Annotated in this window: 18 protein-coding genes; 4 read left to right on the forward strand and 14 right to left on the reverse strand. The window is 69.2% G+C overall.

The window, feature by feature from the left end; translation table 11 throughout:
• From PVT71_RS23005 to PVT71_RS23070, 14 genes are all read right to left on the reverse strand, one after another.
• A complete protein-coding gene (locus PVT71_RS23005) occupies positions 1-1,017 on the reverse strand; it encodes a sulfotransferase (RefSeq protein WP_353475847.1) in 1,017 nt (338 codons plus the stop codon).
• On the reverse strand, positions 1,010-2,458 hold the full coding sequence (locus PVT71_RS23010) for an oligosaccharide flippase family protein (RefSeq protein WP_353475848.1): 1,449 nt from the start codon (positions 2,456-2,458) through the stop codon (positions 1,010-1,012). Before PVT71_RS23010 ends, PVT71_RS23005 begins: the two co-directional genes overlap by 8 nt.
• A gap of 84 nt (positions 2,459-2,542) precedes the next feature.
• Positions 2,543-3,472, reverse strand: a complete 930-nt coding sequence (locus PVT71_RS23015) for a glycosyltransferase (protein ID WP_353475849.1) — start codon at positions 3,470-3,472, stop codon at positions 2,543-2,545.
• Complete coding sequence (locus PVT71_RS23020) at positions 3,469-4,056, reverse strand: acyltransferase (protein ID WP_353475850.1); 588 nt, start codon at positions 4,054-4,056, stop codon at positions 3,469-3,471. Before PVT71_RS23020 ends, PVT71_RS23015 begins: the two co-directional genes overlap by 4 nt.
• A gap of 71 nt (positions 4,057-4,127) precedes the next feature.
• A complete protein-coding gene (locus PVT71_RS23025) occupies positions 4,128-5,228 on the reverse strand; it encodes a glycosyltransferase family 2 protein (RefSeq protein ID WP_353475851.1) in 1,101 nt (366 codons plus the stop codon).
• A 23-nt stretch (positions 5,229-5,251) separates the two neighbouring features.
• Positions 5,252-6,145 carry a sulfotransferase gene (locus PVT71_RS23030; protein WP_353475852.1) on the reverse strand — a complete coding sequence of 298 codons (894 nt, stop codon included), beginning with the start codon at positions 6,143-6,145 and terminating at the stop codon, positions 5,252-5,254.
• Positions 6,146-6,168: 23 nt separating this feature from the next.
• Positions 6,169-7,503, reverse strand: coding sequence for a hypothetical protein (locus PVT71_RS23035; RefSeq protein ID WP_353475853.1), 1,335 nt, complete (start codon positions 7,501-7,503; stop codon positions 6,169-6,171).
• The gene (locus tag PVT71_RS23040; protein ID WP_353475854.1) at positions 7,493-9,322 is read right to left on the reverse strand and encodes a hypothetical protein; all 1,830 of its coding nucleotides are present in this window, start codon (positions 9,320-9,322) and stop codon (positions 7,493-7,495) included. Before PVT71_RS23040 ends, PVT71_RS23035 begins: the two co-directional genes overlap by 11 nt.
• Before the next feature lie 85 nt (positions 9,323-9,407).
• A complete protein-coding gene (locus PVT71_RS23045) occupies positions 9,408-10,652 on the reverse strand; it encodes a Coenzyme F420 hydrogenase/dehydrogenase, beta subunit C-terminal domain (RefSeq protein ID WP_353475855.1) in 1,245 nt (414 codons plus the stop codon).
• Positions 10,653-10,866: 214 nt separating this feature from the next.
• On the reverse strand, positions 10,867-12,102 hold the full coding sequence (locus tag PVT71_RS23050) for a polysaccharide biosynthesis/export family protein (protein ID WP_353475856.1): 1,236 nt from the start codon (positions 12,100-12,102) through the stop codon (positions 10,867-10,869).
• Complete coding sequence (locus PVT71_RS23055) at positions 12,093-13,646, reverse strand: right-handed parallel beta-helix repeat-containing protein (protein WP_353475857.1); 1,554 nt, start codon at positions 13,644-13,646, stop codon at positions 12,093-12,095. Before PVT71_RS23055 ends, PVT71_RS23050 begins: the two co-directional genes overlap by 10 nt.
• A gap of 322 nt (positions 13,647-13,968) precedes the next feature.
• Positions 13,969-16,341: a DUF4082 domain-containing protein gene (locus PVT71_RS23060; protein ID WP_353475858.1), complete on the reverse strand. Its 2,373-nt coding sequence runs from the start codon at positions 16,339-16,341 to the stop codon at positions 13,969-13,971.
• A 475-nt stretch (positions 16,342-16,816) separates the two neighbouring features.
• The gene (locus PVT71_RS23065) at positions 16,817-17,620 is read right to left on the reverse strand and encodes a WecB/TagA/CpsF family glycosyltransferase (protein WP_353475859.1); all 804 of its coding nucleotides are present in this window, start codon (positions 17,618-17,620) and stop codon (positions 16,817-16,819) included.
• A gap of 94 nt (positions 17,621-17,714) precedes the next feature.
• Positions 17,715-19,031, reverse strand: a complete 1,317-nt coding sequence (locus PVT71_RS23070; protein WP_353475860.1) for an O-antigen ligase family protein — start codon at positions 19,029-19,031, stop codon at positions 17,715-17,717.
• A 224-nt stretch (positions 19,032-19,255) separates the two neighbouring features.
• Here PVT71_RS23070 and PVT71_RS23075 point away from each other — a divergent pair, with 224 nt between their 5' ends.
• Genes PVT71_RS23075 through PVT71_RS23090 form a run of 4 tightly spaced genes read left to right on the forward strand, consistent with a single transcriptional unit; the run spans position 19,256 to position 24,933 of the window.
• On the forward strand, positions 19,256-20,455 hold the full coding sequence (locus PVT71_RS23075; protein WP_353475861.1) for a polysaccharide biosynthesis/export family protein: 1,200 nt from the start codon (positions 19,256-19,258) through the stop codon (positions 20,453-20,455).
• A 46-nt stretch (positions 20,456-20,501) separates the two neighbouring features.
• Positions 20,502-21,629, forward strand: coding sequence for a glycosyltransferase family 4 protein (locus tag PVT71_RS23080; protein WP_353475862.1), 1,128 nt, complete (start codon positions 20,502-20,504; stop codon positions 21,627-21,629).
• 35 nt (positions 21,630-21,664) lie between these two features.
• Positions 21,665-22,789, forward strand: a complete 1,125-nt coding sequence (locus PVT71_RS23085; protein ID WP_353475863.1) for a glycosyltransferase family 4 protein — start codon at positions 21,665-21,667, stop codon at positions 22,787-22,789.
• On the forward strand, positions 22,786-24,933 hold the full coding sequence (locus PVT71_RS23090) for a hypothetical protein (protein ID WP_353475864.1): 2,148 nt from the start codon (positions 22,786-22,788) through the stop codon (positions 24,931-24,933). Before PVT71_RS23085 ends, PVT71_RS23090 begins: the two co-directional genes overlap by 4 nt.
• Positions 24,934-24,941: the final 8 nt, after the last annotated feature.

Consider the following 24,941-nt stretch of genomic DNA (forward strand, 5'->3'; position numbering starts at 1 on the left):
TCATGACTGGGTGGTTTTCAGCTTCGAGGCCGAGCTGTTCTTGCCGAGGAACGCCGGGTCGTCGACCGATTGGCTGCTCAGCACCGACATGTTGACACCTTCGTAGCGCGACAGATCCGCCATCGGTCCGATCATCTCGACAAGCCGCCGGTTGCTCTCGGCGAAGGACCCTGCGTAGCGGGCACGCGCCGCCTCGAGCACCGGCCTGCGCTTGGCGAGATGCTTGAGCGGCGGCAACTGGTAGAGCTTCGACGAGCCCCGGTGCAGCCAGAGCCCGAGCGTCCCGAGGTCGATCAGCGTCGCCGTCGACGTCGGCCCGCGGCGCAGGCGGTTCACGAGGCGCAGCAGGCCGACCGCGGATTCCGGGGCGCTGGCGCCGACCCGGGTGCTGCTGACCGCATGCGGCCAGGTCGCGCCGCTGAACTCCGCCAGCCGCATCGCCACCGCGGTCGCGTTCGTCGCGAGCGCCTCGTTGGTGACCACCAGCACATTGTCGGGACCGAAGAGCCGCCGGTATTCCGCGACCAGCCGGTCGTATTCGAAATGCCGGGGGTCGAAGGCGCCGTAGCCCGGCTCGCTCTCGAAATCGAAGAAGCCCTCGGGCGACAGCGTCCCGGCGCGCCGCACGTATTGCATGTAGGTCGAGGCGATGGCGGCGATCTGCTCGCGGATGGTGATGAGGATCCGGGCGTTCGGGAAGCAGGTCCTGAGACGCTCGGCGCAGAGCACGCAGTCGCGCGCGCCGTAGAAGGGATTGCCCGACAGGATCTCGGACGAGAGCACCGGCACGCATCCGCGGGGCAGCCGCGCGAGCGGCCCCGCAAGGCGCAGCGCGACATCCCCGGGATCGAAGGCCAGGGGGTAGGGCCGGACCAGCGCCTCGTTGATCTCGTGGTGGTCGAGCAGCTGGAAATAGCCGTTTTCCGGCACGAAGAGCGTCCGCTGGAACCAGGTGGTGCCGGTCTTGTGGTAGCCGATGTGGATGAGGAGCGGCCGGTCTGCCCAGGCATTATCCATTCGCGGGCCCTTTCTTTGCGGTCGGAGGCGTCGCCTGCTTCAGCCGAAGCGAGAGGAAGCGAAGCGCGTCCTGCATGGTCATGGCGCTGCACAGCATCGCGACAAGCAGAAGGACGCTCCGAAGACTGAAGATGTGCCCCGGGTCCGCGGGGATCGGCCAGACCTCGTAGATCAGGATGAGCAGCGCGAAATTCGCCCCGGCCAGGGCGAGCGGCCAGGTCATCGTCCCGCCCGCGAGTCCCACCCGGTGCCGGACCAGCAGGATCGAGGTCAGGTAGGCGAGGACCTCCCCGACGATCGAGATGAGCACGATATGGTGCAGGTCGGCGTGGAACCACACCGCCGCGGCCAGCGCGATCGGCAGCACGCTGACCCGCACAAGGCTGGCGACCGCCGGGTTGCTGGTCTGCCCGGTCGACACGGCGATGGTCGAGGGCCCCGAGCGCGCGACGCGCATCCCCTGCGCGATGCAGAGCAGCACCAGCACGTCGACCGCCGCGAGGAACTTCGCGCCGAACAGCGTCACGAAGAGCCAGGGCCCGACGATGGACATGAAGACCGCGAAGGCCAGCCCCGCCAGCAGCGAAAGCTGCAGCGACGCCTGCACTGCCTCCTGGAAACCGGTCCCGGCGTTGCGCCGCCGCGACAGCAGCGGCAGCATCAGCGTCTGCAGCGTCTTGCCGATGATCAGCGTCGGCGTCAGCGCGAGGGTCAGCGCGGCGCTGAACCAGCCAAGATCGCTCGGGCCCATCTGGTTCGCGACGATGAGCCGCTCGCCGTTCATGACCACGAACATCAGCGCGCCGTTGATCATCAGCGGCAGGCCGAAGCGGATGATGCGCAGCCCGAGCTGCCGGTCGAAGGCAAGCCCGTAGCGGCGTTCCGCATAGAGGTGCGACAGCACGACCATCAGCGAGTGCTGCAGCAGGATCGAGGCCATCATCGCGCGGTAGTCGTGCATCCAGTAGGCCAGCGGCACCACGGCGAGGCAGGAGATCACCTGCGAGATCAGCGGCGTCAGGACCATGCCGCGGAAGTCGCGGGTGCGCTGCACCCGGAAAATGTCGAGATGGCGGAAACCGCGGATCAGGGGCACCAGCGCCAGCGTCTGGAAGGCCGGGCGCGCGTCAGGGGCCTTGAAGAAATCGGCGAAGACCGGCGCCAGCAGGAACAGCAGCACCGCCAGACCCATCCCCCGCAGGATCTCGAGCAGGTGCATGGTGTTCTCGAGCCGCGGATCGTCGCCGTCCTCGGCCTGCACCAGCATCCTGTCCCCGGCCATGTTCGAGGCCAGCTCGAGCACGGCGACGATGATCGCGAAGGTCATCGCGACCCCGTATTCCTCGAGCGGCAGGAGCCGGGCGAGGAACACGTTGCGCACGAAGAGGAACAGCGATCCAAGCGCGTTGCCGACAAAGACGAAGAGGCCGCTGCGGATCATCGCGCGCCTCCGGTGACAGGCTGGCAGGCGGCAGGGTTCCTGCCCTCCTTGCGCCCTCCGCAAGGACGCGGTGCCGATGCGAGGTCAGGCTTCATCGAGCGGTCTCCCCAGCGCTTGCCGCAGCATCCAGCCGGCACGGGCAAAGCGCAGCCGGAACAGGGTCTGGCTCGCCCGCAGCCGCTCGGCGCCCGACGAGAGCCGCGGCGACAGGAGCACCTTCGGCAGGTGTCCGAAGGGCGAGAGCAGGACGAGCCCGGCGCGGGCGAGCCACGAGAGGTGACCGCCCTGCCCCGCCCCCGTCAGGGCGAAGCCCTCCCGCGTGAGCCGCAGCCACTTGCGGCGCAGCGCCGGCCAGTCGGCGCGGCTCGGATGCGCGACGACGAGATCGGCCGCATAGGTGATCCGGTAGCCCCTGGCGCGGGCGCGGAGGCACCACTCCTTGTCCTCGGCAAGCCCGTTCACCAGCGGCCCGGTGTCCTCGAAGACATCGCGCCATGTCAGCAGGTTGGCGGTGACGGCAAAGCCGTGATCCCGGACATAGGATTCCTGCTGGAAGGCAAAGACCGTCTCGAAGGCCTGCGCGCCGCTCCTCGGCGGCGGGGTCTCGTCGAAGATCCGCACCGCCCCGCCGACGATCTGCGCGCCCTCGATGCGCCGGAAGGCGGTGGCCAGCCAGTCCTCGGCCGGGATGCAGTCGGCATCGAGAAAGAAGAGCCGCGGCGCGCTGCTGACGGCGACGCCGCTGTTCCGCGCGGTGGCCGCGCCGCGCCCGGGCTCGGTGACGAAGCGGACCTCGGGGTGGCGCGCGGCCAGCGGCTCGAGGCTTTCGGTCGAGCCGTTGTCGACCACGAGGATCTCGACCGGAAGCGGGCGCGGGTTGCGCGCCAGCGCGTCGAGGCAGCGCCCGAGGCGGGCGGCGTCGTTGTAATGCGGAATGATGACCGCCGCGGCCGGGGTGGCCACGCCCTCCGGGCCGGCGCGGTCTTGGGATAGGGGCAGGTCGTGCGTGCTCACCCGGCGCTCCTCTCGTCCCGGGCCGGAGCGCGCTCCGGCCTGTCCTTGATGACCTTGAGGTCCGCGGCCTTTGCGGCCCGGGGCTGGGTGCGCTGCCCGACGACCTTCGCCGGGGCACCCGCGATGATCGAGAAGGGTGGAAACGTGCCGCGCACCACGCTGCCCGCGGCCACCACGCAACCGTCGCCGATCTTGGCCCCCGGAAGAACCGTCACGCCGGTGCCCAGCCAGACGTCGCGGCCGATGACGACATCCTGCTCGTCCATCTCCTGCTCGGTCACCGGCTGGCCGTCGTTGAACCGGTAGTTCGCCGCGGTGACCATCACGTTCGGGCCAAAGAGCGCGTTGTCCCCGACGGTGATCGTTCCGGTCGAGGGACCGGCCCAGAGCATGCAGCCGCCGTTGAGATGCACCGCGTTGCCGAGCCGGATCCGGTCGGGCTCGGCGAACCAGACTGTGGGCGAGATCGTCACCCCCCTGCCCCGCTGGACGCGGCGCAGCGGCGTGACGTGGATGTAGTTGTAATAGTTCACGATCTTGAACATGTGGAGGTAGGCGCGCGGATCGAGAACCGAGCCAACCAATCTCAGGAACCTGCGAAAGCGAGAAATCGAATTCTTCTTCGGCATAAAGTTTCGCCCTAAATAAATTCTATCTAATCCTGAATCTCTTGATATCCTTTCAACCAACGCTTGCGCTCGGACCAGACCCGGTCCCACGTCAGTTTTCCGGGAAGATCCGGGTTGCCCGCAATGAGCGCGCGCAATCTGTAGAGGGAAAACCGCACCGCCGACCAAAGCCACAGCAGGAAGAGCCCGACAGGCACCTTCCAGGACGCCCAATGCTCCCTGATCAATGTAGCACGGGCTTGGCCGACGAGTAGAATCTTCTCGGCGCGCACGTTCGAGGACGCGCCGACGAGATGCATGATCGTGGCCTTCGGCGTCACCATCGGACGGTATCCCAGCGCGCGCGCGCGGTGGCAGAGATCGGCCTCCTCGCCGTACATGAAGTACTTGAGGTCGAACCCGCCAAGCCTGTCCCAGAGCGCCTTCGGGATCATCAGGAAGCACCCCACGATCACGTCGACCTCGCGCTCGGTGTCGCGCTTCCAGTTGCCGATCGCCTCGGCGTTGAAGAAGCCGCTGCGCGGAAAGAGCTTGTCGAGGTAGAGCGCGCGGCAGAACTGGCTGCGGACGGAGATCCGGTTGCAGCAGGAGGCCGGGTTGAGCGAGCCGTCGGGGAACACCGTCCTTCCGCCGTAGATCCCGCCCTGCGGATGGGCGCGGGCAAAGTCCAGCAGGTTCGCCACCGCGTTGTCGTAGGTCTCGGTATCGGGGTTGAGCAGCAGCAGCATCTCGCCATGGGCAAGCGCGCCGACCACGTTGTTGGCCCGGGCAAAGCCGAGGTTCTCGGGCGAGGCGATGGTCTCTATCTGGGGAAACCTCTGCCGGATCGCCTCGGCCGAGCCGTCGCCCGAGGCATTGTCGCAGACGAGCACCTCGGCCAGCACGTCGCCCCCGGCCGCGAGCAGGGTCTCGATCGCCCGCAGGGTCAGCGCGCGGGTGTTGTAGCTGACCATGATGATCGTCACCTCGGGCGTGCCGAGGCGCGCCGCGTCCCCGGCGGACCAGAGGCGCAGCGGTTTCGGCGCCGGCACCCCCTCCGGCCCGGCCGCCGGCGCGCTGCCGCGCCCCGCCGGGTACACCTCCCGCGCGACGGGCTCGGCCACAGATGCTCCGGGATGATGTGCCATGAGCGCTCCAATCGAAAGCATGGTCAGACCGACCAGGATGAGAACGGCATTCCGGTAAGCTCCCGGAATTCCGCGATGTCGTCGGCAAGGTCGCGCCTGACCCGGTGGATCGCCTCGTCGGGAAAGGCGCGCTTGGTGTCCGGGAAGGGCGCCGCGATGAGCCGCTTGAGCCGGTCGCGGGTCTCGAGGCTCATGCGGTCGCGCACCCAGTTGCCGATCCGCGTGTCCCGCGCCGAGCGCAGGATGGGCTGCGGCACGCTGGTCAGCTCCTTGCTGCGGTTGAGCAGCGGCAGGGTGCGCGGGCCGAGCGGGTCGAGCCCGAGGAAGGCCTGCAGATCCTCCAGCACCACCTCCGGCTCCTGCTTCAGCCGCTCGAACTCGACGATCTTGATCTGCTCGAGCGGGAAGTGGTGCAGGTAGGCCTTCAGCTGGCGCGCGTAGCAGCTGATCGACAGGATGTGCCGGTAGGGCTCGTCGAGGGTCAGCCGCACCGGCTCGGGTGGCAGCGGATCCTCGTGGCGGCAGAGCTCGCCCGGCTCGGGCAGGCCGAAGCCGCGCGACACCATGTGATCGTATTGCGAGACGAACCGCTTGACCGGATCTCGCACCACGTAGACCAGCTTCACGTCGGGCAGGTCGCGGTGGATGCGCTCGGGCACGCCGGGGAAGACGTCGACCTTGGCGTAGTTCGGGCTGGCCTCGCCGCGGAACATCTGGCCGACGTCGAACTGGCCGACGTACCAGTCCTCGCCCAGCTCGTATTTCTTCTCGGTGAAGTAGTTTGGCTCCTTGTCATGCGACATGCTCACCTGGGGATGGCGTTGGAAATAGTTGTGCAGGGAGGTGGTTCCGGCGCGCATCGCGCCAATGATGATGAAATCGGGCAATGTCTTCGCCATGAGCGTTTCGTGTTGCACGGTTCCTCCTTGGGCATGCGTCTTCATTGCTTGGGTGGACGGGAGGTTCGGGAGAAGGTCACCGGCGGCCTGCGCCGCGGTGCCTCTGCCGGGGGGGAATGGTACTCGAGCATCCAGGACCCGCTGCCGAGCAGGAAGATCACGAGGACGTAGGCCTCGCGCCAGACATGCACCGTCCAGAGCGCGAGGAAGAGCGCGGTGAGCGTGACGATGTAGCCCTCGCGGTAGGCGCTCACCCGCGGGTCCGGGATGTCGCGGGTCATGAGGGTCAGCGGCAGCCACAGGAACCCGACGAGCATCATGAGCCCCGCGGGAATGCCGTGCCGCAGCGCCAGCAGCATCCAGAACATGTCGACGCTGTCGGACATGCCCGGCAGGTTTACCCATTCGTCGAGGCCGATGCCGAAGAGCGGCGATCCCTCGATGTTCGCCAGCGCGAATCCGAAGATCCGCGTCCGGTTGAAGGCCGTGTCCGGATTGAAGGCGATCTTGCTGATCACGAGGTTGAGGAAGAAGCCGGTCGAGAGCTCGAAGACCACAAGGCAGGTCACGATCAGTGCCAGCAGCTTCCAGCGGTCGCGGATCGGGTTGGCGATGGCGCTCCAGATGAACAGCAGCACCTGCAGCATCATCGCGATGAGCGCCCCGGACGAAAGCGACAGGAAGGCCACGAAGGCCACCAGCCCGGCGCGCCCGTATCGCAGCGCGGCGGGCTGGCCGTAGCCCAGCACCCGGAAGGTCAGCGCGACGAAGGCGCCGATGCAGATGCCGAAATGGATCGGGTGGTCGAGCGTCGCCTGCACCCGCTCGAGCCCCATCCGCCAGAGCGGCGGCACCTCGGGCTGCGAGGGCAGGATGGCGTTGGTCAGGTGCAGCAGCAGGTTGTAGCCGGTCAGCGTCTCGAGCAGGGCGAAGGGCGTCAGGAACACCACGATGCCGAACATGAACCTGACCATCGCGGCAAAGCTGTCCGGGTCGCGGATCATGCAGCGGCCGAGGAAATAGGCGCCCAGCGTCTCGATCGCGTTGATGCCGCTGAACTCGATGGCTTCGCGCAGGCCGTGCCGGACGAACATGCTGAGGAACACCCAGATGCAGAGCGAGATCATCGCCACGTCCGTCACCAGCAGCCGCCCCGCCGCGCCGCGCAGCAGCTTCAGCGTCAGCGGCACGATGAGCACCAGCAGCAGCGTGCGCGAGGCCGAGAGCTTCAGCGGCCCGAGGCTGAGCTGGAACGCCACGAAGAGCGAGACGAGGAACCAGCTCACCGAGACCGGCAGCGCCCGCGGCACCGCCCCGGCGGCCGCCTTCCATTCGGCGTGGCGCCTTGGCGCGCCCTTGAGGACCTCAACCGACATCGGAGCGCCTGTCCCGGTTCAGCGGCAGCAGCTTGATCTCGGAGCCGCCCTTGACCCGCGTTGCCCGGTCCTCGGGCTCCGGCGGCGTTTCGCTGCGGCCGGGCGTGAAGCCGTAGTTGAGCGGGCCGCGGCCGTAGAGCTGCGACAGGAACTGCGGCGGGCAATCGTTGACGAAGGCCCCGATGAGGTGGTCGCCGCCGCGCTCGAGCAGCGCCACGGCGGATTTCGTCCGCGCGAGCCCGGCATAGCCGTGACGCACCACCAGCACGGTGCCGTCGAGCTGCGGCGCCAGCGCCTCGGCGTCGGCGGTCATGCAGATCGGCGGCATGTCGCAGACGATCAGCTCGAACTGCTCGCGCAGCGCGGCCAGCAGCCGCGTCATGTGCACCGAGGCCAGCAATTCGGTCGGGTTCCGCGAGGTCTCGACACTCGGCAGGATGTAGAGTGGGCGGTCGCCGTCTTCGCGGTCCTCGACGAAGTAGCCGTCCGGGGCGTGGCCCGCCGCCAGCAGGTCGGCGAGCCCGTGCTGCTCGGGCCCGGCGCTGTCGCGCGACTGCGGGTGCCGCAGGTCCGCCTCGATGAGCACCGTGCGCAGCCCGCTGCGCGCGCCCGCCCGTGCGAATTCCCGGGCGACCAGCGTCTTGCCCTCCTGCGAGGCGCCCGAGGTGAAGCCGACCGCGACCGGCCCCTTGCGCAGGTCGGGGATCGCCAGCGACAGCATGCGCCGGATCGACTCGTCGAAGAGCGGCCGGTTCTGGTGGTGGTCCGGGGCGGCGGCCAGCACGTGCAGCCCGAGCTCGTCGAACTGCCGCGGATAGCGCACGCGCTTGTCGAGCAGCTCGCGCAGCGCAAAGAGCAGCGAGGCGGCGACGAAGGTCGCGACAAGCGCGGCCAGCGCGATCTTGCCCGGCCCGGCGGCGGCGGGGTCGCTGGGCAGGGCGGCGCTGCTGACCACGCGGATCGGGTGCGACTGGATGGTCTGCAGCTGCTGCACCTCGTTGCGCCGCTTGAGCAGGTCGCGGTAGAGCGCGACGTCGGCGTCATGGGTCATCTGGCGCAGCGCGACGGCATTGCTGCTGAGGTCGGTCTCCTCGGCCTGTATCTTCTCGCGGATTCCCTGCAGCTGCGCGTCGAGCCAGACCCCCATCTCGGCGCTCGCCGCGTTCACGCGGGCGTTGTGCTCGATCAGGAACGCCTCGGGGAGCCGGTTGGCGATCGTCGCCGCAGCCTGCGGATCGGGGGACGACACGGTGATCGAGATGAGTTGCGTCAGCTCGTTGGTGTTGGTCTTGATCACCCCGGCAAGCTTCTGGATCACCTCGAGCGGTGTGTCGGCGGGGGTGCCCCCGGGCACCTCGGCGGGCACCTCCTCCTCGGTGTCGTCGCTGAAGAGCGCGGCGGGCAGCACGGCCTTCAGCCGGTCCTTCAGCGTCTCCTTGATGAGCGAGCGCGACGAGCGCAGCATTTCCGGGTGATCCACGAGGTCGAGGTCGTTCACCACCCGTGTCAGCACCGGCAGCGACTGGATGATCGCCGCTTCCTTCACGATCGGCGCCACCTCGTTCACCCAGGTCACCTTGGTGTCGTCCGCGAGCGCCGAGAAGGCAGAATCGGCGGTCAGCAGCCGTTCCTCGCGCTCGTCGAACCACACGATCGAGGTCGCGGTGTAGAGCGGCGGCATCGGCAGCAGCAGCAGGTAGACCAGCGCGGCCACCCCGATCCCGAGCAACAGGCTGATCAGGCTCTTCTTCTTCACCGCCTGCAGGATATCCAGCGCCGAGAGCGTCAGGCCGGTGTCGATCTTTCCACGGTCGGTCATGTCAGTCTCCAGTTCCGTCGCCCCGGGCAGGTCCGGCGGGGGGTGTCCGCCGCTGCGGCGGCCGAGGGGGGCTTGCGGTCCCGGCTCATGATTTCAGGCCCAGTTCGCGGATCAGCATGCCGGAGAACTGCCGCAGGTTTTCCTTCAGCCCCGCCTGCCGGGCGTTGCGGGCCAGGAAGAAGCCGTCGTAGCGCGGCGTCCTCCGGAAGAGCGCGCGCATGGCCATCAGCCGGGCGAGAAGATAGCGGCGCTTGCGCACCTGCCCGGGCTGCATCGGCTCGAGCGTGCGGATGTCGAAGGGCTGGGTGCTGACAGCGCCCCGCGCCTCGGCCTCCTGCAGGATGCGCGCGCCAAGCGCGGTGCGCGCCATGACGAGGCTGGTCCCCTCGCCCTCCTCGAAGCTGGGATAGCCCTCGGCATCGGTGTGCCATGCGTCGGCGCAGACGATGTCGGCAAAGCTGCCGATCCCGTCCGGGCAGAGCTTGCAGCGCTTCTGCACGTGGCGCGACAGGATCCCGCCCCAGCTGTCGCGGTAGCTCATCCGCGCCTCGCGCCCGTCCTTCAGCGTCGCGGTGGCAAAGCCCGGCCAGCCGTCGCCGCGGTAGCGGAAGGCAGTGACCTCGGCGGGATCCACCCCCATCTTCTCGAGCACCTTGCGCGCGCCGGCGGCGCTGGGGATCCCGGCGCAGAAGAACGACAGCGCCACCACCACCTGCCGGTCGATCCGCGGGTCGATCCGGGCGAGCTGGCGCAGGGTGGCCACGTCGCAGGGCTTGCCGACGAAGGCGATCCTCTGGCCGCTCTCCAGCGCCCTGCCGAGCTCGAGCAGCGGCGCCGAGGGCGCGTAGCGCGAGCCCGCGGCCCCGTAGACCCCGTCGCGGGTGGTGCTGGTCACCCCGCGCGTGCCCGTCGGCTCGTCCAGCGAGGCGGCGGTCTGCACCACCACGTCGACCGCGCCGCTTTCGAGCAGGTGGACAAGCAGCCCCGACAGCACCCCGCCCGACGAGGCGTTGCGCCGCATCGCCGGGTCCGTCGCATGGCCCGAGCGGACCTCGACGAAGGGCCCCCAGAGCACGTGATCCTCGCGGTCCCCGGCAACGAGCGCCAGCTGCCGCCCCGGGCAGACCTGAGCGATCCCGCGCTCCTCGGGGGCGGTCAGCGCCCGCGCCTGCACCGGACGCAGGAAACCCTCGCCGGACATGCGCAGCTGCACGGCGCCCGGCGCCAGCAAGGCGCAGGCGCCGCAGCCCGCACATGTGTCGGAGGCCATCACCTGCTGCAGTGTCGCCGAAGCGAATTTCGTCTCGCGGTCCGGAGTAAGGGCGTTCATTGCCTATTCCTTGCGCCCCTGCGCCGCTCCATCCGGGATGGCGCATAGGGGTCGGATGCCAATTCATTCTTCCAAAAGCCCGCGCGTCACCCGCGGGTCCGAAACGAAAAATTCGGATCATCACTCGGAAAGCGGAGAAAGACTTCCGTACCTGAACACGCGCCGCGCACTGCCCGGCGGAACTCTTTCGCGGCGCTCTGCGCCGCTGCCGGCGCTACTGGCCGGGCACCGGTGCCGCGCTGAGCTGCACCTCGATCAGGTCACCGGGAAGGAGCGCCATGTCCTCCTCGCCGCCGAGCTGGAACGTCTCTTCCTCGGCCCCCGTCCCGCGCCGCACGACGATGCCGACGACGCTCTCGTCCAGCGCGCTCGCGTAATCCGCGTTGAGGAACAGCAGCTGCTGGCGGGCGGCGGTCAGCCGCGCCCGGGTCGTTTCGCGGTCGACCAGCGCATCGCTCAGCTCGTCGAGCGCGTCGCGGCGGGCCTCGTCCTCAAAATCGCCGAGGTCGAAGTTGATGCGGGCAAGGTCCTTCTCGGCGTCGGCGAGGTCGGCGGCGGTGTCGAGCCGCCGGGTCGCCGAGGCGAGCAGCGAGCGCCGCGTCTCGGTCACCCGGTCCTCCTCGATCAGGCCGCGCTCGCGCAGGGTGCGGATGCGGTCATATTCCTGCTGGTCGGCGTCCTCGCCCTCGAGCTCGGCGTCGAGCTGCTGTCGCAGGACGGTGATCTGGTTGGTGACCGCGCCGCGCGCCTCGAGCAGGTAGGCGCGCTTGGTCTTCTGGCCCGAGACCCCCGCGGCGAGCCGCTGGCTCTCGACCTCCTCGACCGTGCCGGTGCCCATCTGCGCCGTGTCCCCCGCCTCCGCGGCGCCCGCGCCGGGATCGAGCTCGGCCTGGTAGCGCCGCACGCGCACGTCGAGCGCCGAAAGTTCCGCGCCGAGCGCGTCGATATTGCCCTGCACCTGCGCGATCTGCGCCATCGGGTCGCGCTGGTAGCCAAGATCCTCGCCGATGCCGCCGGACAACGTCAGCGCCCGCCGCACCGTCAGCCCGGGGGAAAAGGGAAAGGCGCCTGCCGACTTCACGTCGCCCGACACGTAGACCGGGCGGAATTCGGACACCGAGAGGCTGACCTCGCTCGGCGAGATGGAAAACAGCGTCTCGCGCCCGTCGAGGCTGCGCTGGCGGAACGCGACCTGGCCGAAGCGCCTTGCCACGTCCTCCTCGGCCTCGCCGATCGTCATGCCGCGCAGCGGAACCCGGCCGACCAGCGGCAGCGAGACCGTGCCGTCCTCGCCGATCCGCAGGTCGCGGTCGAGGTTCGGCAGCCCGGCCACCCGGATGTCGACGCGGTCCCCCGGCTGCAGCGAATAGCCCTCGGCAAGGGCCGGCAGGGGCAGGAGGAGCGCCGTGGTCAGCGCCCAGGCGACGGGTGTGGGCAGGGTCAGAGGCATCCGGCACCAACCTCCCGGGACGCGCCGTCTTCGCTGCGCGTGCAGGTGGCGCGCGAGGCGATGTTGCCGCGACCGGGCACCGTGATCTCCTGGGCCAGCGATCCTGCGGCGCTGCGCGGCGGGCCGGACATCGCGGCATCGAGCTCGGCGATGACCTTGTCCTCGTGGTAGAGCGCGGCGCCGTCCTCGCCGATCACCGTGCCCTCCGCCGGGTCGCGGCGGGTGAAGCTGTTGCCGGCCACCTGCCAGCCAAGCGCCGCGCCCTCGTCCAGCGGCGCGTAGCCGCGCACCGTGCTGTAGTCCAGCGACAGCGCCGGCAGTACGTTGCCGCTGACCGTCACCTCGGCGGAACGCCGGGCGATCGACAGGATCGGCGTGTCGATCCTGTCCGTCCCTGCCCCCGGGTCCTGCAGCACGAGGTTGCCGACCACGGCAAGCCCGATCGTCTCGCCGATCACCAGCGAGTTGATGTGGCCGTTGAGGATCACGTTGTCCTCGATCACGATGTCCCGGAAGAAGAACTCGTCCGTGGCGGCATCCGCCTCAGCCTTGGAATTGCGCATGAAAATGCCCTGCGCCCGGTCGCCGTCCACCGCCGCGCGCTGCACCAGCAGGTTGCCGCGCACCACCACGTCGCGGGTCGCGGCATCGGAATTGGTCGTCCAGAACTGCATCAGATCGGGGTGGTCGCCCTTGTTCTGCGCCTGCGAATGGCGCCAGGGATGCAGGTCGCGCACGGTGTTGCGCTCGATCCGGGCGTGCTCGAGCTGGCCGAAGGTCATGCCGTCCGAGCGGATGTCGTGGACGAGGTTCTCCGAGACCTCGAGCCGGGCGATCTTCTCGAAGGAAAAGCCGCGGTAGACTCCGGTGACCTCGTTGCCGGTCACCGTGATATCCTCGGCGCCCTGCATGTAGATCCCCATGCCCGCGTAGCTGCCCGCGACGAGCCCCTTCTTCGCGGCGACCGCCTCCGCGTCGAGCAGATCGGCGCCGACACGCGCCGAGACAAGCTCGCCGACGAAGCGGCAGTCGCGCACGGTGATATCGCCCGCGCTGTCCTTTCCGGCGCCGCGGACCTCCAGCATGGCGCGCAGCTTGCCGTCCCCGGCCTCGGGCCGGTAGCGGAACTCGAGGCGCTCGAGAACGAGATTGCGTGCGCCGCGCAGCGCGATCCGGTCAAAGCGCGCCGGCACGGCGGGATCGGCCGAGCGCAACGTGACCGGGTCGTCGAATTTCGCGCGGGTGCCGCGCAACTCGAGCGAGCCGTAATCGCCGGGAGCGAGCAGGATGACCTCGCCGCCGCGCGCCCGCGCCAGCGCCGCGCGCAGCTCCTCCGGCCCTGAGACGTCGAGCGCGTCCGGCGTGCCGCCGGCGGCAAATTCGGTGACCCGGTCCTGCGCGGAGACCGCCACAGGGACCACCAGCGCGGTGAGAGCAAGGCAGGCCACGACGTCGCGCCGGCGGTAGACGCCGGTCCGGCTGGGGTTGCTTGCGTGTGCGGGAGCGATCCAAGTCTGCGCGCCAAATCGCGGGCCGGGAATCATGCGCCTTTCTCCTTCGCCACGATGCTGAAATTGAATGAGCGCGGCCGAGGCTCGCGCGAAAAATTAACAATAGATTAACACGAACTCCGTCGGTTCACTTCAATCTTAGGTCACCGGACGACCTCCGCCACCCCTACCGGCGGAGAACTGCTGGAGGACCGGGCATTTCGGAGCGATCTGGCTGTTTTCTGCGCGCTGGATGTCAGGAGGCGAGGCGAATGGCTCACTCCGCGTGTCGTCCGCCACGTCAGGGATCCGCCCGCGGCGCAGGTTGCGCAGCGGGCGGAAGGGCGCGGCCCGGGACAAGCCGGGCCGCGTCGGGTCAGAGCAGGGAATCCGCCTGTGCCGGCTCGAGCAGGGTCTCGCCGTTCCAGAGGAAGCCGTCGACCGCCGCGTCGGTCACGCCGCTGTCGGTTGCGTCGCTGTCCGCAAGCTGGGCGTCGGCCGAAAGCGCGGCATCCGCCTCGAGACCGAGGAGCCCGTCGTCGGTGCTCGACTGGGTCGAGACGGCGAGCTTGAACTCCTCCGCCCCGTCGACGTCGAGCAGCAGGTCGACCCAGTAGTTGCTGGCGTTGTAGCTCTGGTCGGGGAACCCGCCCTCGCTGCCGTAGGCATAGACGCCGGCATTGGCGTCCATGGACACCGGCCCCATGTCACGCGCGTTGTCGAAGTAGCCCTCGGTTGCCACGTAGCGGCCGTTCGAGGTGAAGTACGACGCGATGTAGGTCTCGCCCGCCTGGAGATCCACCGGCGCGTCGAAGGCCACTTCGAGCCAGCCCGTGCTGCCGAGGCTGCCGACATCGGCGCTTGCGACGCGCGTGCCGTCCTCGGTCCAGAGGCTGATCGTCTCGATATCGGCCGTGGTGCTGCCGACGTAGATGCGGAGCCCTTCGAGCTCGGCGGGAACGTCGGCGGTGAACTTCATGCCGAGTTCCACCGCGCTGGTGTCCTGATCGAGCGTGACATGCGCATCCTGGGCACCGTTCCAGATGCTGGTCGGGGCATCGTCGTCCTGCGCCGCGGGCGCCTCGGTCACCTTGAAGATCGCCCGGGCGGAATCGGTGCCGCCATGGCCGTCGGAGATCACATAGCGGAAGCTCGCCTTGCCTTCGAAGCCGGCGTCCGGCGTGAAGGTGATCGTGCCGTCCTTGGCCAGCGAGACCTGGCCGTTGAGCGCCCTGTCCACCTTGATGACGCTCAGGCTGTCGCCGTCCGCATCCGTGTCGTTGGCCAGAAGCGTCTGCTGGTCGACGATGATCGTCTTGCCGCTGTTGGCCAGCAGCCCGTTGTCGCGGACGGCATCTGGGTTGTGGTTCTCGATGATCGGCAGGGGATCGGTGCCGATCTCGGTGCCCGTCCCCGTGTCGGTGCCGGTCCCGGTTTCGAGGCCCGTGTCGGTCCCGGTATCCGTGCCGGTATCGGTCCCAGTATCGGTCCCGGTGTCCGTCCCAGTGTCGGTTCCGGTGTCGGTCCCGCCATCCGTCTCGGTCTCGCTTCCGGTCGTGGTGCCGTCGCCGCGCTCGTAGGCGCCGATGTCGACGGTGCCTTCGACACGCGCGCCGCCGTCGAGATCGACGTCGGACAGGTCGTAGGCGCCGGTGCCGGCGTCAACCGCGGGCGAGGTGTCGGAGAGGTGGAAGTCCCGCGGCGCATCGACGAAGCCCGGATCGACCCCGAGCAGGTTGCCGTCGCTCGCCAGCGGCATGTTGTTGCCGCCATCGGTGCGCACCGAGGCGCCCTTGCCCTCACCCGCGTAGGTCAGGTTGTTTTCCCAGACCACGTTGTCGTTCGAGTAGCCACCGTAGGAGGTGTTGTCGAACGCGGTGTTGTTGCTGTTCACGCTCGGGTCGGCGACCGCGATGTTGTTGATGAACGTGTTGTTGCTGGACTGCGAGTTGCTGATCTCGCCCCGCCAGGTGCCGCTGTTCTGCAGGTCCTGGTTGTTGTGGTACGCGGTGTTGTTCTGCACCGTGACGTTGTCGCTCCAGGTGATCTGGATGCCCTTGCCGCCGTTCTCGTAGACGAGGTTGTTCTCGACCAGCGTCGGGTAGGTGTAGCTGGGGTAGCCCGAGGTCTGCGTACTCTGGAAGTCATCGATGATGATCCCGTTTCCGTCGGTGTGCTGGCCCTGCTCCGTGACGTTGTCGTAGGAGATATTGTTGCGGATGATCGTACGATAGCCCTCGGTCGTGGTATCGCCGGAAACATTGCGGTTCTGGTAGATCGAGATGCCCGAGAACCAGCCGTCCGAGGCGTTCTCGTAGGTGGTGTTGCCCTCGACCAGGATGAACTCGGAGCCGTTGAACTGGATGCCCGACTCGCCGCTGCCGTGGATCGTGTTGTCGATCACCTCGATGTGGTGGACACCGTTCGCCTCGATTCCGTCGCCGGTGGCGTCGACGATCTCGAAGCCCTCGATCGTCACGTAGTTGGCGTTCACGCTGATGCCGTTCCACGAGCCCGACGGCGGTGCGATGGTCACCGCGCCCGGGTTCTCGGCGCGCAGCGTGATGTTGCCGTCGGCCGAGCCGCCAGAGTTGATGAACAGCGACTCCTTGTAGGTGCCGTCACGCACGACGACCTCGTCTCCGGGCTGCAGGCCCGAATCCAACGCATGTTGAATTGTACGGAAAGGTTGAGAGGAATTGCCTTCGAAACTGTCACTGCCACTGTTCGACACGTAGTAGGTAGTCATTGAATCCTTGCCTTCTGTTCTTTCCGCGTCCCCGGGAGCACCGGGTCCGCCGGAATGAAATACACCGCGATTTGCGTCGAGCGCATCCGCGGCGACGGGCAAGGCAATGAACCGCGCCTGGACGATTAAAGGCGATAATTTGGCGATTTTTCCGAGGCTTCCGGTCCCGTCCTGGTAAGACCTTGTTCCCAAATGGACTGCCCCTGCGTCAGAGGGTGGCCCAAAAATTTCCGCATTTGCCGAAGCCCCCGCGACGCACAAGGCAAGCGCCAGGAGGGCAAGAACAAGCGGCCGGAATTTTTCCGTTGCACCGCCGAAGCTTCGCCGGACAAGCCACTCGAATGAACAATTTGCGCGAATTATTGCCGTTTTCGTACGACCGGGGAGCCTGGGCTGAAGTGAAACAACCATTTACTGTACTCCAGCAGGTGGTTTCCCTCATAAATTGTGCGAATCAGTGAATTGTGCCGCAGCGTCAGCCTGGGGGTTCGTGCTGCGGAAGCGCGTAGCGCCTGAGCCCGCTGCGCTCCATCGCCAACAGCAGCATGTAGGTCGGTACGACCCGCAGGTAGCGGCGCCAGAGACGGCGCGGCTCGACCGAAAGGCGGAACGCCCACTCGAACCCGCGGCGCTGCATCCATGCCGGCGCCTGCCGTTGCAGCCCCGCGTGGAAGTCGAAGGCCGCCCCCACGCCGATCAGGACGGGCGCATCGAGCCGGTCCCGCATCCGTGCCATCCAGCATTCCTGCTTGGGCGCCCCAATCCCGACCCAGACGATGTCGGGCCGGGCCGCGTTGATCCGGGCGGCGACCAGGGTTTCCTCGGTCTCGGTCAGGGGCCGGAAGGGCGGCGCGTAGGCGCCGACGATCTCGGCCTCCGGGAAGCGCTCGCGCAACCGGGCCTGCAGCAGCTCGAGCGTCCGGTCGGTCGCGCCGTAGATGTAGTGCCGCAGCCCCTGCCCGAAGAGCGCCAGCATCAGGTCCGGGCCGTAGACCCTGCCCGCGTCCTGATGGCCCCGCCGCCGCAGTTCCCAGACCAGCGGCATTCCGTCCGGGGTAACAAGGTCGGCGCGGTTGAACGCCGCCTTGAGCAGCGCGTTCGACTGGCTGTCGACCAGCCCATGCGCCCCCGCGACGCAGACGTAGCCCCGCCGCCCCTCGCGCACCATGTCGAGGATCCGCGCGACCGCGGTCGCGAGGTTCAGCACCGAGACGCGCACGCCCAGCAACTGGATGCTTGGCGCGGCGGCCTGGTCCTCGATGGTCGGGCTCGGTGTCATCTCAGCGTCTCCGGGATCCGCGCACCCGCCCATGATCGCAGCCCGCGCCGAGTTCACCGAGTTGCTTCTTAGGTCAACCGGGCGTCCAAAGGGCTTAGGGCGCCGCCTCGCGGCTCGCCCGCCGCTCGACCTCTCGGGCCGCGATCCGCCGGTGCCGCGCGCCGGAGCTGGCAAGAAGCACCCAGAGCATCACCACGGCCATCAGCGACCATTGAAAGTGGTTCTGCACCAGCAGGGTGCTCTCGGTCAGGTTGATGATAAGAAGCTGGCCCATCAGGATGTTGGGCCAGAGCCACGCGCTGTCGCGGCTGCGGCAGTGCAGCAGCGCGCCGCGCCACAGGATCATCACCAGCAGGATGGCGACGAGCACCCCTCCGAGCACGCCGAAATTGAGCAGGATCTCGCGGTAGCCGTTGTGCGCGTGCGGCGCGAACCAGCGGATCTGCCCCCAGATGCCCCAGGCCTCGGGGTTTCCCTCCGACCAGAAGGCCTGGTAGCCGAAGCCGAGCAGCGGCCTTGCGGCGATCTGCTGGTCGACCAGCTGCCACAGCGGCACGCGCCCGGTCAGCGTGCGGTCCTTGCCGAGCGCGCCGAGCAGCGGCGTCAGGAAGAACGCGAGGAAGACGAGGATGAGCGCCGTCAGCTGCAGGAACACCAGCACCAGCACCGCCCTGCCAAGGTTCCGGGTCTTCTTCAGCATCTCGTAGAAGACCCCGAGCCCCGCGCCGCTGATCGCGGCAAAGAGCCCGGTCGCCGAACCCGAAAACAGCAGGCAGGCCAGCGACGGAAAGAAGATCCAGAGCCCGAGCCGGCGCTGCCCGGCGGCGCGGTCGTAGATCATCACCCCGGCCGCGAGGCTGGATATGGACGCCGCCCAGCCGAGCACGTTCTTGTTGTTGAAGACGCCGCGCAGCGCCCCGTCGTCCACCGAGATCGCCATGCCGGGCATCGCCGCCATCATCCCGAGGCTCAGCGCCATGCACAGCCCCAGCGTCACCGAAACAATCCGCAGCCCCTGCGCCGGCGTCGTCCGGATCGCGATGGCATAGGACAGCAGCAGCGAGAAGAGCAGCGCGACCGACCTGCGCAGGGTCAGCCCCGGCGCGATCGACCACAGCACCGAGACGAAGGGCAGGGCGTGCAGCGCCAGCAGCCACAGGCTCCGGCGCATCGCGATGATGAATTGCCCAGAGTTCAGCGCCAGCAGCGCGACCGACAGCAGGTAGACCGGGAAGGCGACCTGTCGCAGCAGCGCCCGCCCCGAGTCGGTCAACTCCATGCCCCCGTCCATCGCGATGAGCACGACGATCGCCCCCGACTGGATGAACAGGGCGGCACCGATGGCAAGAAGTTCGGCCCGGCGCAGGTTGAAGGCGACCGGGGTCCGGGACGCGACAAGCAGGTACGACATGCGGCTCCCATCGAGAAGGCTGTCCTCCTGCGCTATCCCAGGCGCGGCGCGGCTCAAATGCTGCGTTTGGACAGGGCGGTCATCCCTTCGGCCCAGCCGGACCGACCGTTGGTCAACTGTCGGGCAGGCCCCGCCGGCTGCTAGCCTCGAAGAAAGCATTTGATCACCATATTCCCACAAGGCGTTCCCCGAGGTGCCGCGCGGCACAGAGGGCCCGAGGATACATGCGCAGAGCACAGGGCATCTTCCCGACCATCCTCATCCTGCTGTGCGCCCTCGCGAGCGCCTCGGCGTCGCGCGCCGACATGGCCGTCGAACGCGGTGACACGCTTGCCATCACCATCCTCGAGGCGCCCGAGATGAACCGCACCGGGCTCGTCGGTCCGGACGGGCGGATCATGCTGGCGGGGCTCGGCGGGATCGAGGTCGCCGGGCTCGGGCTCGACGCGGTGCGCGACGCGATCGCCGGGGAGATCAAGGCGCGCGGGCTCATCCGCGAGCCGACGGTTCTGGTGGTCTTCGACGGCTGGCGTCCCTATTACGTCGGCGGCACGGTCGGCAATCCGGGCGCCTACGACTACGCGCCCGGCCTCACCGTGCGCCAGGCCCTGACCACCGCCGGGGGCCTCACCTCCGCCCGGCCGCAGGGCGGCGACATCTCGCTGGAGGTAGCCCGGCTGGTCGCCGAGCGGCGCGCCGTGGCCTACCGCCTGCTGCAGATCGAGGCGCATATCGCCGGGCTGCAGGAAGAACTGGACCTCGGCGAGGAGACCCCGCCGTCGTCGGCGGAGGGGGTGCTCAGCGATGCCGAGGCAAGCACTGTCCGCGAACAGGAACGCGCGCTGAACGAGGACGTCACCAGCCAGCGGGATGACGCGCGCGCGCATCTCGAACAGTCGCTCGATCTCGTCGCGGTGGAACTCGACGTGCTCGAGAAGCAGGCGCAGCTGCGGGTGGGGGAACAGGCGCGGCAGCAGGCCGAGGTCGATTCCGCCCGGTCGCTGCTCGAGAAGGGTCTTGTTCCCACGTCGCGGCTGACCGAGACGATCCGCGACAACTCGCGCATCCTCAGCGACATGCTCGACGTCCAGTCCTACATCGCCCGGGCCCGGCAGGAGGATGCCACCATCCGCTACCAGATCCGCGCTGCCGAGACCGAATGGCGGATCAAGCGGCGCGCCGACCTCTCCGAGGCGCTGGCGAAGCGGATCGCGCTCGAGAGCGAGATGCAGAGTTACACCAGCCGCCTGCTCGCGACCGGCATGGCCTCGCTGGGCGATGCGTCCGCCGCGGCCCCCGTGCCCGAGTTCACCATCCACCGCAGTGGCGCGGGCGAGGCGACGAGCTTCGCCGCGACGATGGACTCCGAGATCCTGCCCGGCGACGTGCTCGACGTGGATCTGGCGCAGGAGCCGAGGGGATGAGCATGGCGCGCACACCAGCCCCCCGCCGCGCGGGAGAGGGCAGGCCATGAAGATCGTGCTGCTGGCCTCCGAACCCGTCGATTACGCGATCGCCTATGCCAACGGGGTCGGAGAGCATGCCGAGGTGACGATGTTCGTGCCGCAGCGGCTCTATGCGGATCTGGCGCAATGGATCAGCCCCGGCATCGACCTGCGGCTGATCGACTGGCCCCGGACCCGCTCGCTGCGCAACCCGAAATTCGTGGTGTCGCTCGCCATGCGCATCCGCCGCGAGCGGCCTGACGCCGTCCACCTGCTGAGCAACACGACGCTCTGGCTGAACGCGCTCGCCCCCCTGCTGAAGGGGATCCCGCTGGTGGTGACGGTGCATGACGTCGACGTGCATCCCGGCGACCGCGACACGCTCCGCCTGCCGGTCTGGGCCTCGCGCATGATGGCGCGGCAGGCGGGGGCCGTGGTGGTGCATGGCCGGTCGCTGCGCGCCGCCGCCGCCGCGCGGCTCGGCCTGCCGGACGCGCGCCTGCACGTGCTGCCGCACCCGTCGATCCTGCGCTACGCCGACCTTGCGCGGGAGCTGGGGCTCACCCGGGCCGAGGAGCCGCCGGGGTTCCGCGTGCTCTGCTTCGGCCGTCTCTACGCCTACAAGGGCCTTGCCGATCTCGTGCGGGCCGAGGCGCTGCTGGCCGGTGCCCTGCCGGGGCTCGCGATCACCATCGCGGGCCGCGGCGACGACCCGGCCGAGCTGGAGCCGCTGATGGGTGACCCCGCGGCCTATGACATCCGCCACCGCTTCATCCCCGATGCGGAGGTCGCCGAGCTCTTCACCGACGCGGATCTCGTCGTCCTGCCCTACACCGAGGCCTCGCAGAGCGGCGTCCTGCACGTGGCGGCAGCCTTCGGGCGCCCGGTCGTGGCGACCGATGTGGGCGAGCTCCGCAGTACGGTCGAGGCCAACGGCCTCGGCGTGATCGTCCCGCCCTCCGACCCGGCCCGGCTTGCCGGGGCGATCCTCGAGCTTGCGGAGGATCCCGCCCGGCTCGCGGCCCTCGGCGCGCGCAGCCTGCGGTGGGCCGAGCGCACCATCGCGCCCGATGCGGTCGGGGCCATGGCGACCTCGCTCTACGGGTCGATCACCCGGGTGGAACCCTCTCTCGCCGAAAGCACGCACAGGTAGCCCGTCTTCCGATCCCTCATCTTCGGAGTCCTCCGATGCCCGTTACGGCCATTTCTTCCCCCCCGCTCCGCGTCCGCCATTACCTTCCCGGCGGGCGAGAGAACGGTGGTGGCATCGGCAGGCTGGTCGGCTACATCCTCGACGCCCAGCAGGGCGGTGACCAGCACAGCGTGATCGACACGCGCGGGCCGCGCTGGAGCCCCCTGCCCTCGGGATACATGCTCTCGAAGGCCGTGCTGTCGCTGATGCGCGACCAGGCCATGGCGCGCGACACGGTGCACCACATCCATGTCGCGGGCCGCGGCAGCACCGCGCGCAAGCTCGTGCTCACCGCCGCCGCGCGCGCGGTCGGGGCGCGTCACGTGCTGCACCTGCACGACTACGACTACCGAGCCGATTTCCTGTCGCGCCCCCCGCAGCAGCAGGCGGCGGTGCGGCAGATGTTCTACGGCGCCGACCGCGTCATCGTGCTGGGGCGGCGCGACCGCGACACCCTGAGCGACCTGCTGGACCTCGACCCGGCGCGCATCTCGGTCCTCTACAACTGCGTGCCCGATCCCGGCCCGCGGTGCGCGGCAGGGCGGGCGGATGCTCCGCTCCACCTGATCTTCCTCGGCCAGCTCGGCCCGCGCAAGGGCACGCCCGACCTGCTCGACGCCCTTGCCACGCCCGGGATGGCGTCGCGGGACTGGACCGCGACGCTGGCGGGCGACGGGCCGGTCGAGGCGTTCCGCGCGCGGGCGGCCGAGCTTGGCCTTGCGGCGCGGGTCGCGATGCCGGGCTGGCTCTCCGAGCCGGATGTGCGCCGGCTCTGCGCCGCGGCGGACATCCTTGTGCTGCCCTCCCACGCCGAGGGCTTCGCCATGGCGGTGCTCGAGGGCATGGCGCAGGGGCTGGCCGTGGTCACCACCGCCGTCGGGGCGCATGACGAGATCCTCGCGCACGGCCAAAGCTGCATCTTCGTGCCGGTGGGCGATCCCGCTGCCCTTGCCGGAGCGCTGGCGCGGCTCGTCGACGATGCGCCCGAGCGCGCGCGGCTCGGCGCGGCGGCGCGCCGCCTGTTCCTCGAGCGGCTGGAGATCGGCGGCTATGTTCGCGACCTTGCCGCGCTGCACCGCGGGCTCCTGCCCGCGAAGTCGCTCAAGACAGGTGCCGCATGAACGCGGACAGCCGCGGATCGGGGTTCAAGCGGCCCGCCAACGATGCGATGGCCCCGCCCGAGCCGATGGTGCTCGACGCGGCCGATCTCGATTTCGGCATCCTCTTCCGCCTCTTCCGACGGCGCTTCCTCAGCATCGCGGCGCTCATGCTGCTCTTCACCGCGCTCACCCTGCCCTTCATCCTGAGCCTGGAGCACCGCTACACCGCCTTTGCGCAGGTGCTCGTCACGCCGACCGTGGTGAGCGGCATCGTCACGAGGCCCGAGGAATTCGATCTCGACAAGGAGGTGCAGCGCATCGCCGCCCGCGCCAATATCGAGACCGCGATCGACCGGTTGCAGCTCGACCGCCTGCCCGAGTTCAACCCGGCGCTGCGCCCGCCCGCGCCCGGGGCGCAGCTGCGCGCCGCGCTCGGGCTGGCAGCCCCTCCGCGCAAGGCGACGGACACCACCGGGCTGATGATCCTCTCCAACGTCTCGGGCGCGCGGAGCGTCTACCGCATCGGCGTCTCGTCGGTCATCCAGGTCGCCTTCGCCTCGCGCGATCCCGAGCTTGCCGCCGCGGTCGTCACCGAGATCGTCGATGCCTATCGCGCCCGCCGCAACGACCTCGGGAAGGAGGAACTGCGCGCTGCAAGGGACTGGCTCACCCAGCGCCGCGCGGAGCTCGAGCAGCGGCTCGAAACCGCCCAGGGCGAGCTGCGCAGCTTCCGCGAGAGCGCCCAGGTCGCCGCCGGACAGGGCCCCAGCGAGGCGGCGCTGCGGCTCGAGGCCCTGACCGCAAGGCAGGACGACCTGCAGGCCCGCCGCGCCGCCCTGCGCGACGCCATGGCGGCGGTCGAGACGCCGGACCCCGAAACCGCGGGGCCGACCTCGGAAGAGCAGTTCCCGCTGCTCTCGCAGATGCTGCGCGACCTCGCCGCGAAGGAGGGCACCCTCGCCAACCTGCGGCAGGTCTACGGCGAGAACTATGCCGCCGTCGCCGCGCTGAGCAGCGAGACACGGGCGCTGCGCGAGCAGATCGCCGCGCAGGTCGCGGTCAACCGCGCGGTGCTGACGGCCCGGCTCGGCTTCGTCGAGGAAGAGACCGGGCAGGTCTCGCGGCTCATCGACGAGACGCGGCAGACCGTCACCAGGGACAGCGCTGCGGAGGCCGAGCTTTCCACGATGACGGACGAGGTGGCGGGGCTCGGCACGACCATCGCCGAGCTCGACGGGCAGATTCAGGCCCTGTCGACGCAGCTTTCCTTCAATGCCGTCGACATCGAGGTGCTGACACCCGCGACCGAGCCGCTCTGGCCCGACACGCACAGCAAGAAGTACTACCTCGCGATCGCGATCGTGAGTTCCGCGTTGCTGGCGCTGACGCTCGTCGCCTTCCGCGAGCTGCTCGACACGCGGGTCCGCAGGCTCGCCGAGCTGGCGCCGGCGCTGAAGCTGACCGACGCCGGGATGCTGCCGAAGCTTTCCGCAGAGCGGCGCAAGCTGCCCGGCGGGCTCGGCACGGGGGATGCGCCGGGCTTCTACGGCGACGCCGTGCGGCAGCTGCTTGCGACCATCGAGGCAGAGAGCGGCGAGCGGCCGCTCCGCCGCCTTCTGGTGACCTCGACCCGGGCCGGAGAGGGCAAGACCACCATCGCCACGGCGCTGGCCCTCGCCCTGCGCGCGCGCGGGCAGAGGGTGCTGATCGTGACCTGCGACACCGGCACCGGCGCGACCGTCCCGGCGGCACCGGGCGGCGAGCCCGCCGATCTTGCGGCGCGCATCACCCGCGATCCGGCAACCGGGATCGAGCGGCTCGGGCGGGACCGTCCGGGCGTCGGCTTCTTCCCGGACCCCGCCGAACGCGCCGCGCTCGATGCGCTGGCCGAGGCCGGGGAGGTCACGGTGATCCTCGACGCGCCGCCGGTGCTTTCGGGCGCGAGCGCGCGCCTGCCGGAGGGGCTCTCGGACACCTGCCTGATCGTCATCCGCTGGAGCCGGACGCCCCGCCGGCTGGTCGAGCTCGCCGTCGAGCGGCTTCGGCCGGGGGACTGCACAAGGGTGCTCGCCGTGGTGAACGCCGTGGACTACCGGCGGCAGGCGCTCTACGGCACCGCCGATGCGCCGGTGTTCAAGGAGCTGGCGAAGGCCTCCGCCACCTGATCGCGCAG

It is taken from the genome of Salipiger sp. H15 (assembly GCF_040409955.1).
Taxonomy (GTDB): Bacteria; Pseudomonadota; Alphaproteobacteria; order Rhodobacterales; family Rhodobacteraceae; genus Salipiger.

Excerpts from the sequence above, each read along its gene's own strand:
- PVT71_RS23005 (WP_353475847.1), bottom strand. The coding sequence starts at position 1,017 with ATGGATAATGCCTGGGCAGACCGGCCGCTCCTCATCCACATCGGCTAC.
- PVT71_RS23010 (WP_353475848.1), bottom strand. The coding sequence starts at position 2,458 with ATGATCCGCAGCGGCCTCTTCGTCTTTGTCGGCAACGCGCTTGGATCG.
- PVT71_RS23025 (WP_353475851.1), bottom strand. The coding sequence starts at position 5,228 with ATGGCACATCATCCCGGAGCATCTGTGGCCGAGCCCGTCGCGCGGGAG.
- PVT71_RS23035 (WP_353475853.1), bottom strand. The coding sequence starts at position 7,503 with ATGTCGGTTGAGGTCCTCAAGGGCGCGCCAAGGCGCCACGCCGAATGG.
- PVT71_RS23040 (WP_353475854.1), bottom strand. The coding sequence starts at position 9,322 with ATGACCGACCGTGGAAAGATCGACACCGGCCTGACGCTCTCGGCGCTG.
- PVT71_RS23045 (WP_353475855.1), bottom strand. The coding sequence starts at position 10,652 with ATGAACGCCCTTACTCCGGACCGCGAGACGAAATTCGCTTCGGCGACA.
- PVT71_RS23050 (WP_353475856.1), bottom strand. The coding sequence starts at position 12,102 with ATGCCTCTGACCCTGCCCACACCCGTCGCCTGGGCGCTGACCACGGCG.
- PVT71_RS23055 (WP_353475857.1), bottom strand. The coding sequence starts at position 13,646 with ATGATTCCCGGCCCGCGATTTGGCGCGCAGACTTGGATCGCTCCCGCA.
- PVT71_RS23060 (WP_353475858.1), bottom strand. The coding sequence starts at position 16,341 with ATGACTACCTACTACGTGTCGAACAGTGGCAGTGACAGTTTCGAAGGC.
- PVT71_RS23065 (WP_353475859.1), bottom strand. The coding sequence starts at position 17,620 with ATGACACCGAGCCCGACCATCGAGGACCAGGCCGCCGCGCCAAGCATC.
- PVT71_RS23070 (WP_353475860.1), bottom strand. The coding sequence starts at position 19,031 with ATGTCGTACCTGCTTGTCGCGTCCCGGACCCCGGTCGCCTTCAACCTG.
- PVT71_RS23075 (WP_353475861.1), top strand. The coding sequence starts at position 19,256 with ATGCGCAGAGCACAGGGCATCTTCCCGACCATCCTCATCCTGCTGTGC.
- PVT71_RS23080 (WP_353475862.1), top strand. The coding sequence starts at position 20,502 with ATGAAGATCGTGCTGCTGGCCTCCGAACCCGTCGATTACGCGATCGCC.
- PVT71_RS23085 (WP_353475863.1), top strand. The coding sequence starts at position 21,665 with ATGCCCGTTACGGCCATTTCTTCCCCCCCGCTCCGCGTCCGCCATTAC.
- PVT71_RS23090 (WP_353475864.1), top strand. The coding sequence starts at position 22,786 with ATGAACGCGGACAGCCGCGGATCGGGGTTCAAGCGGCCCGCCAACGAT.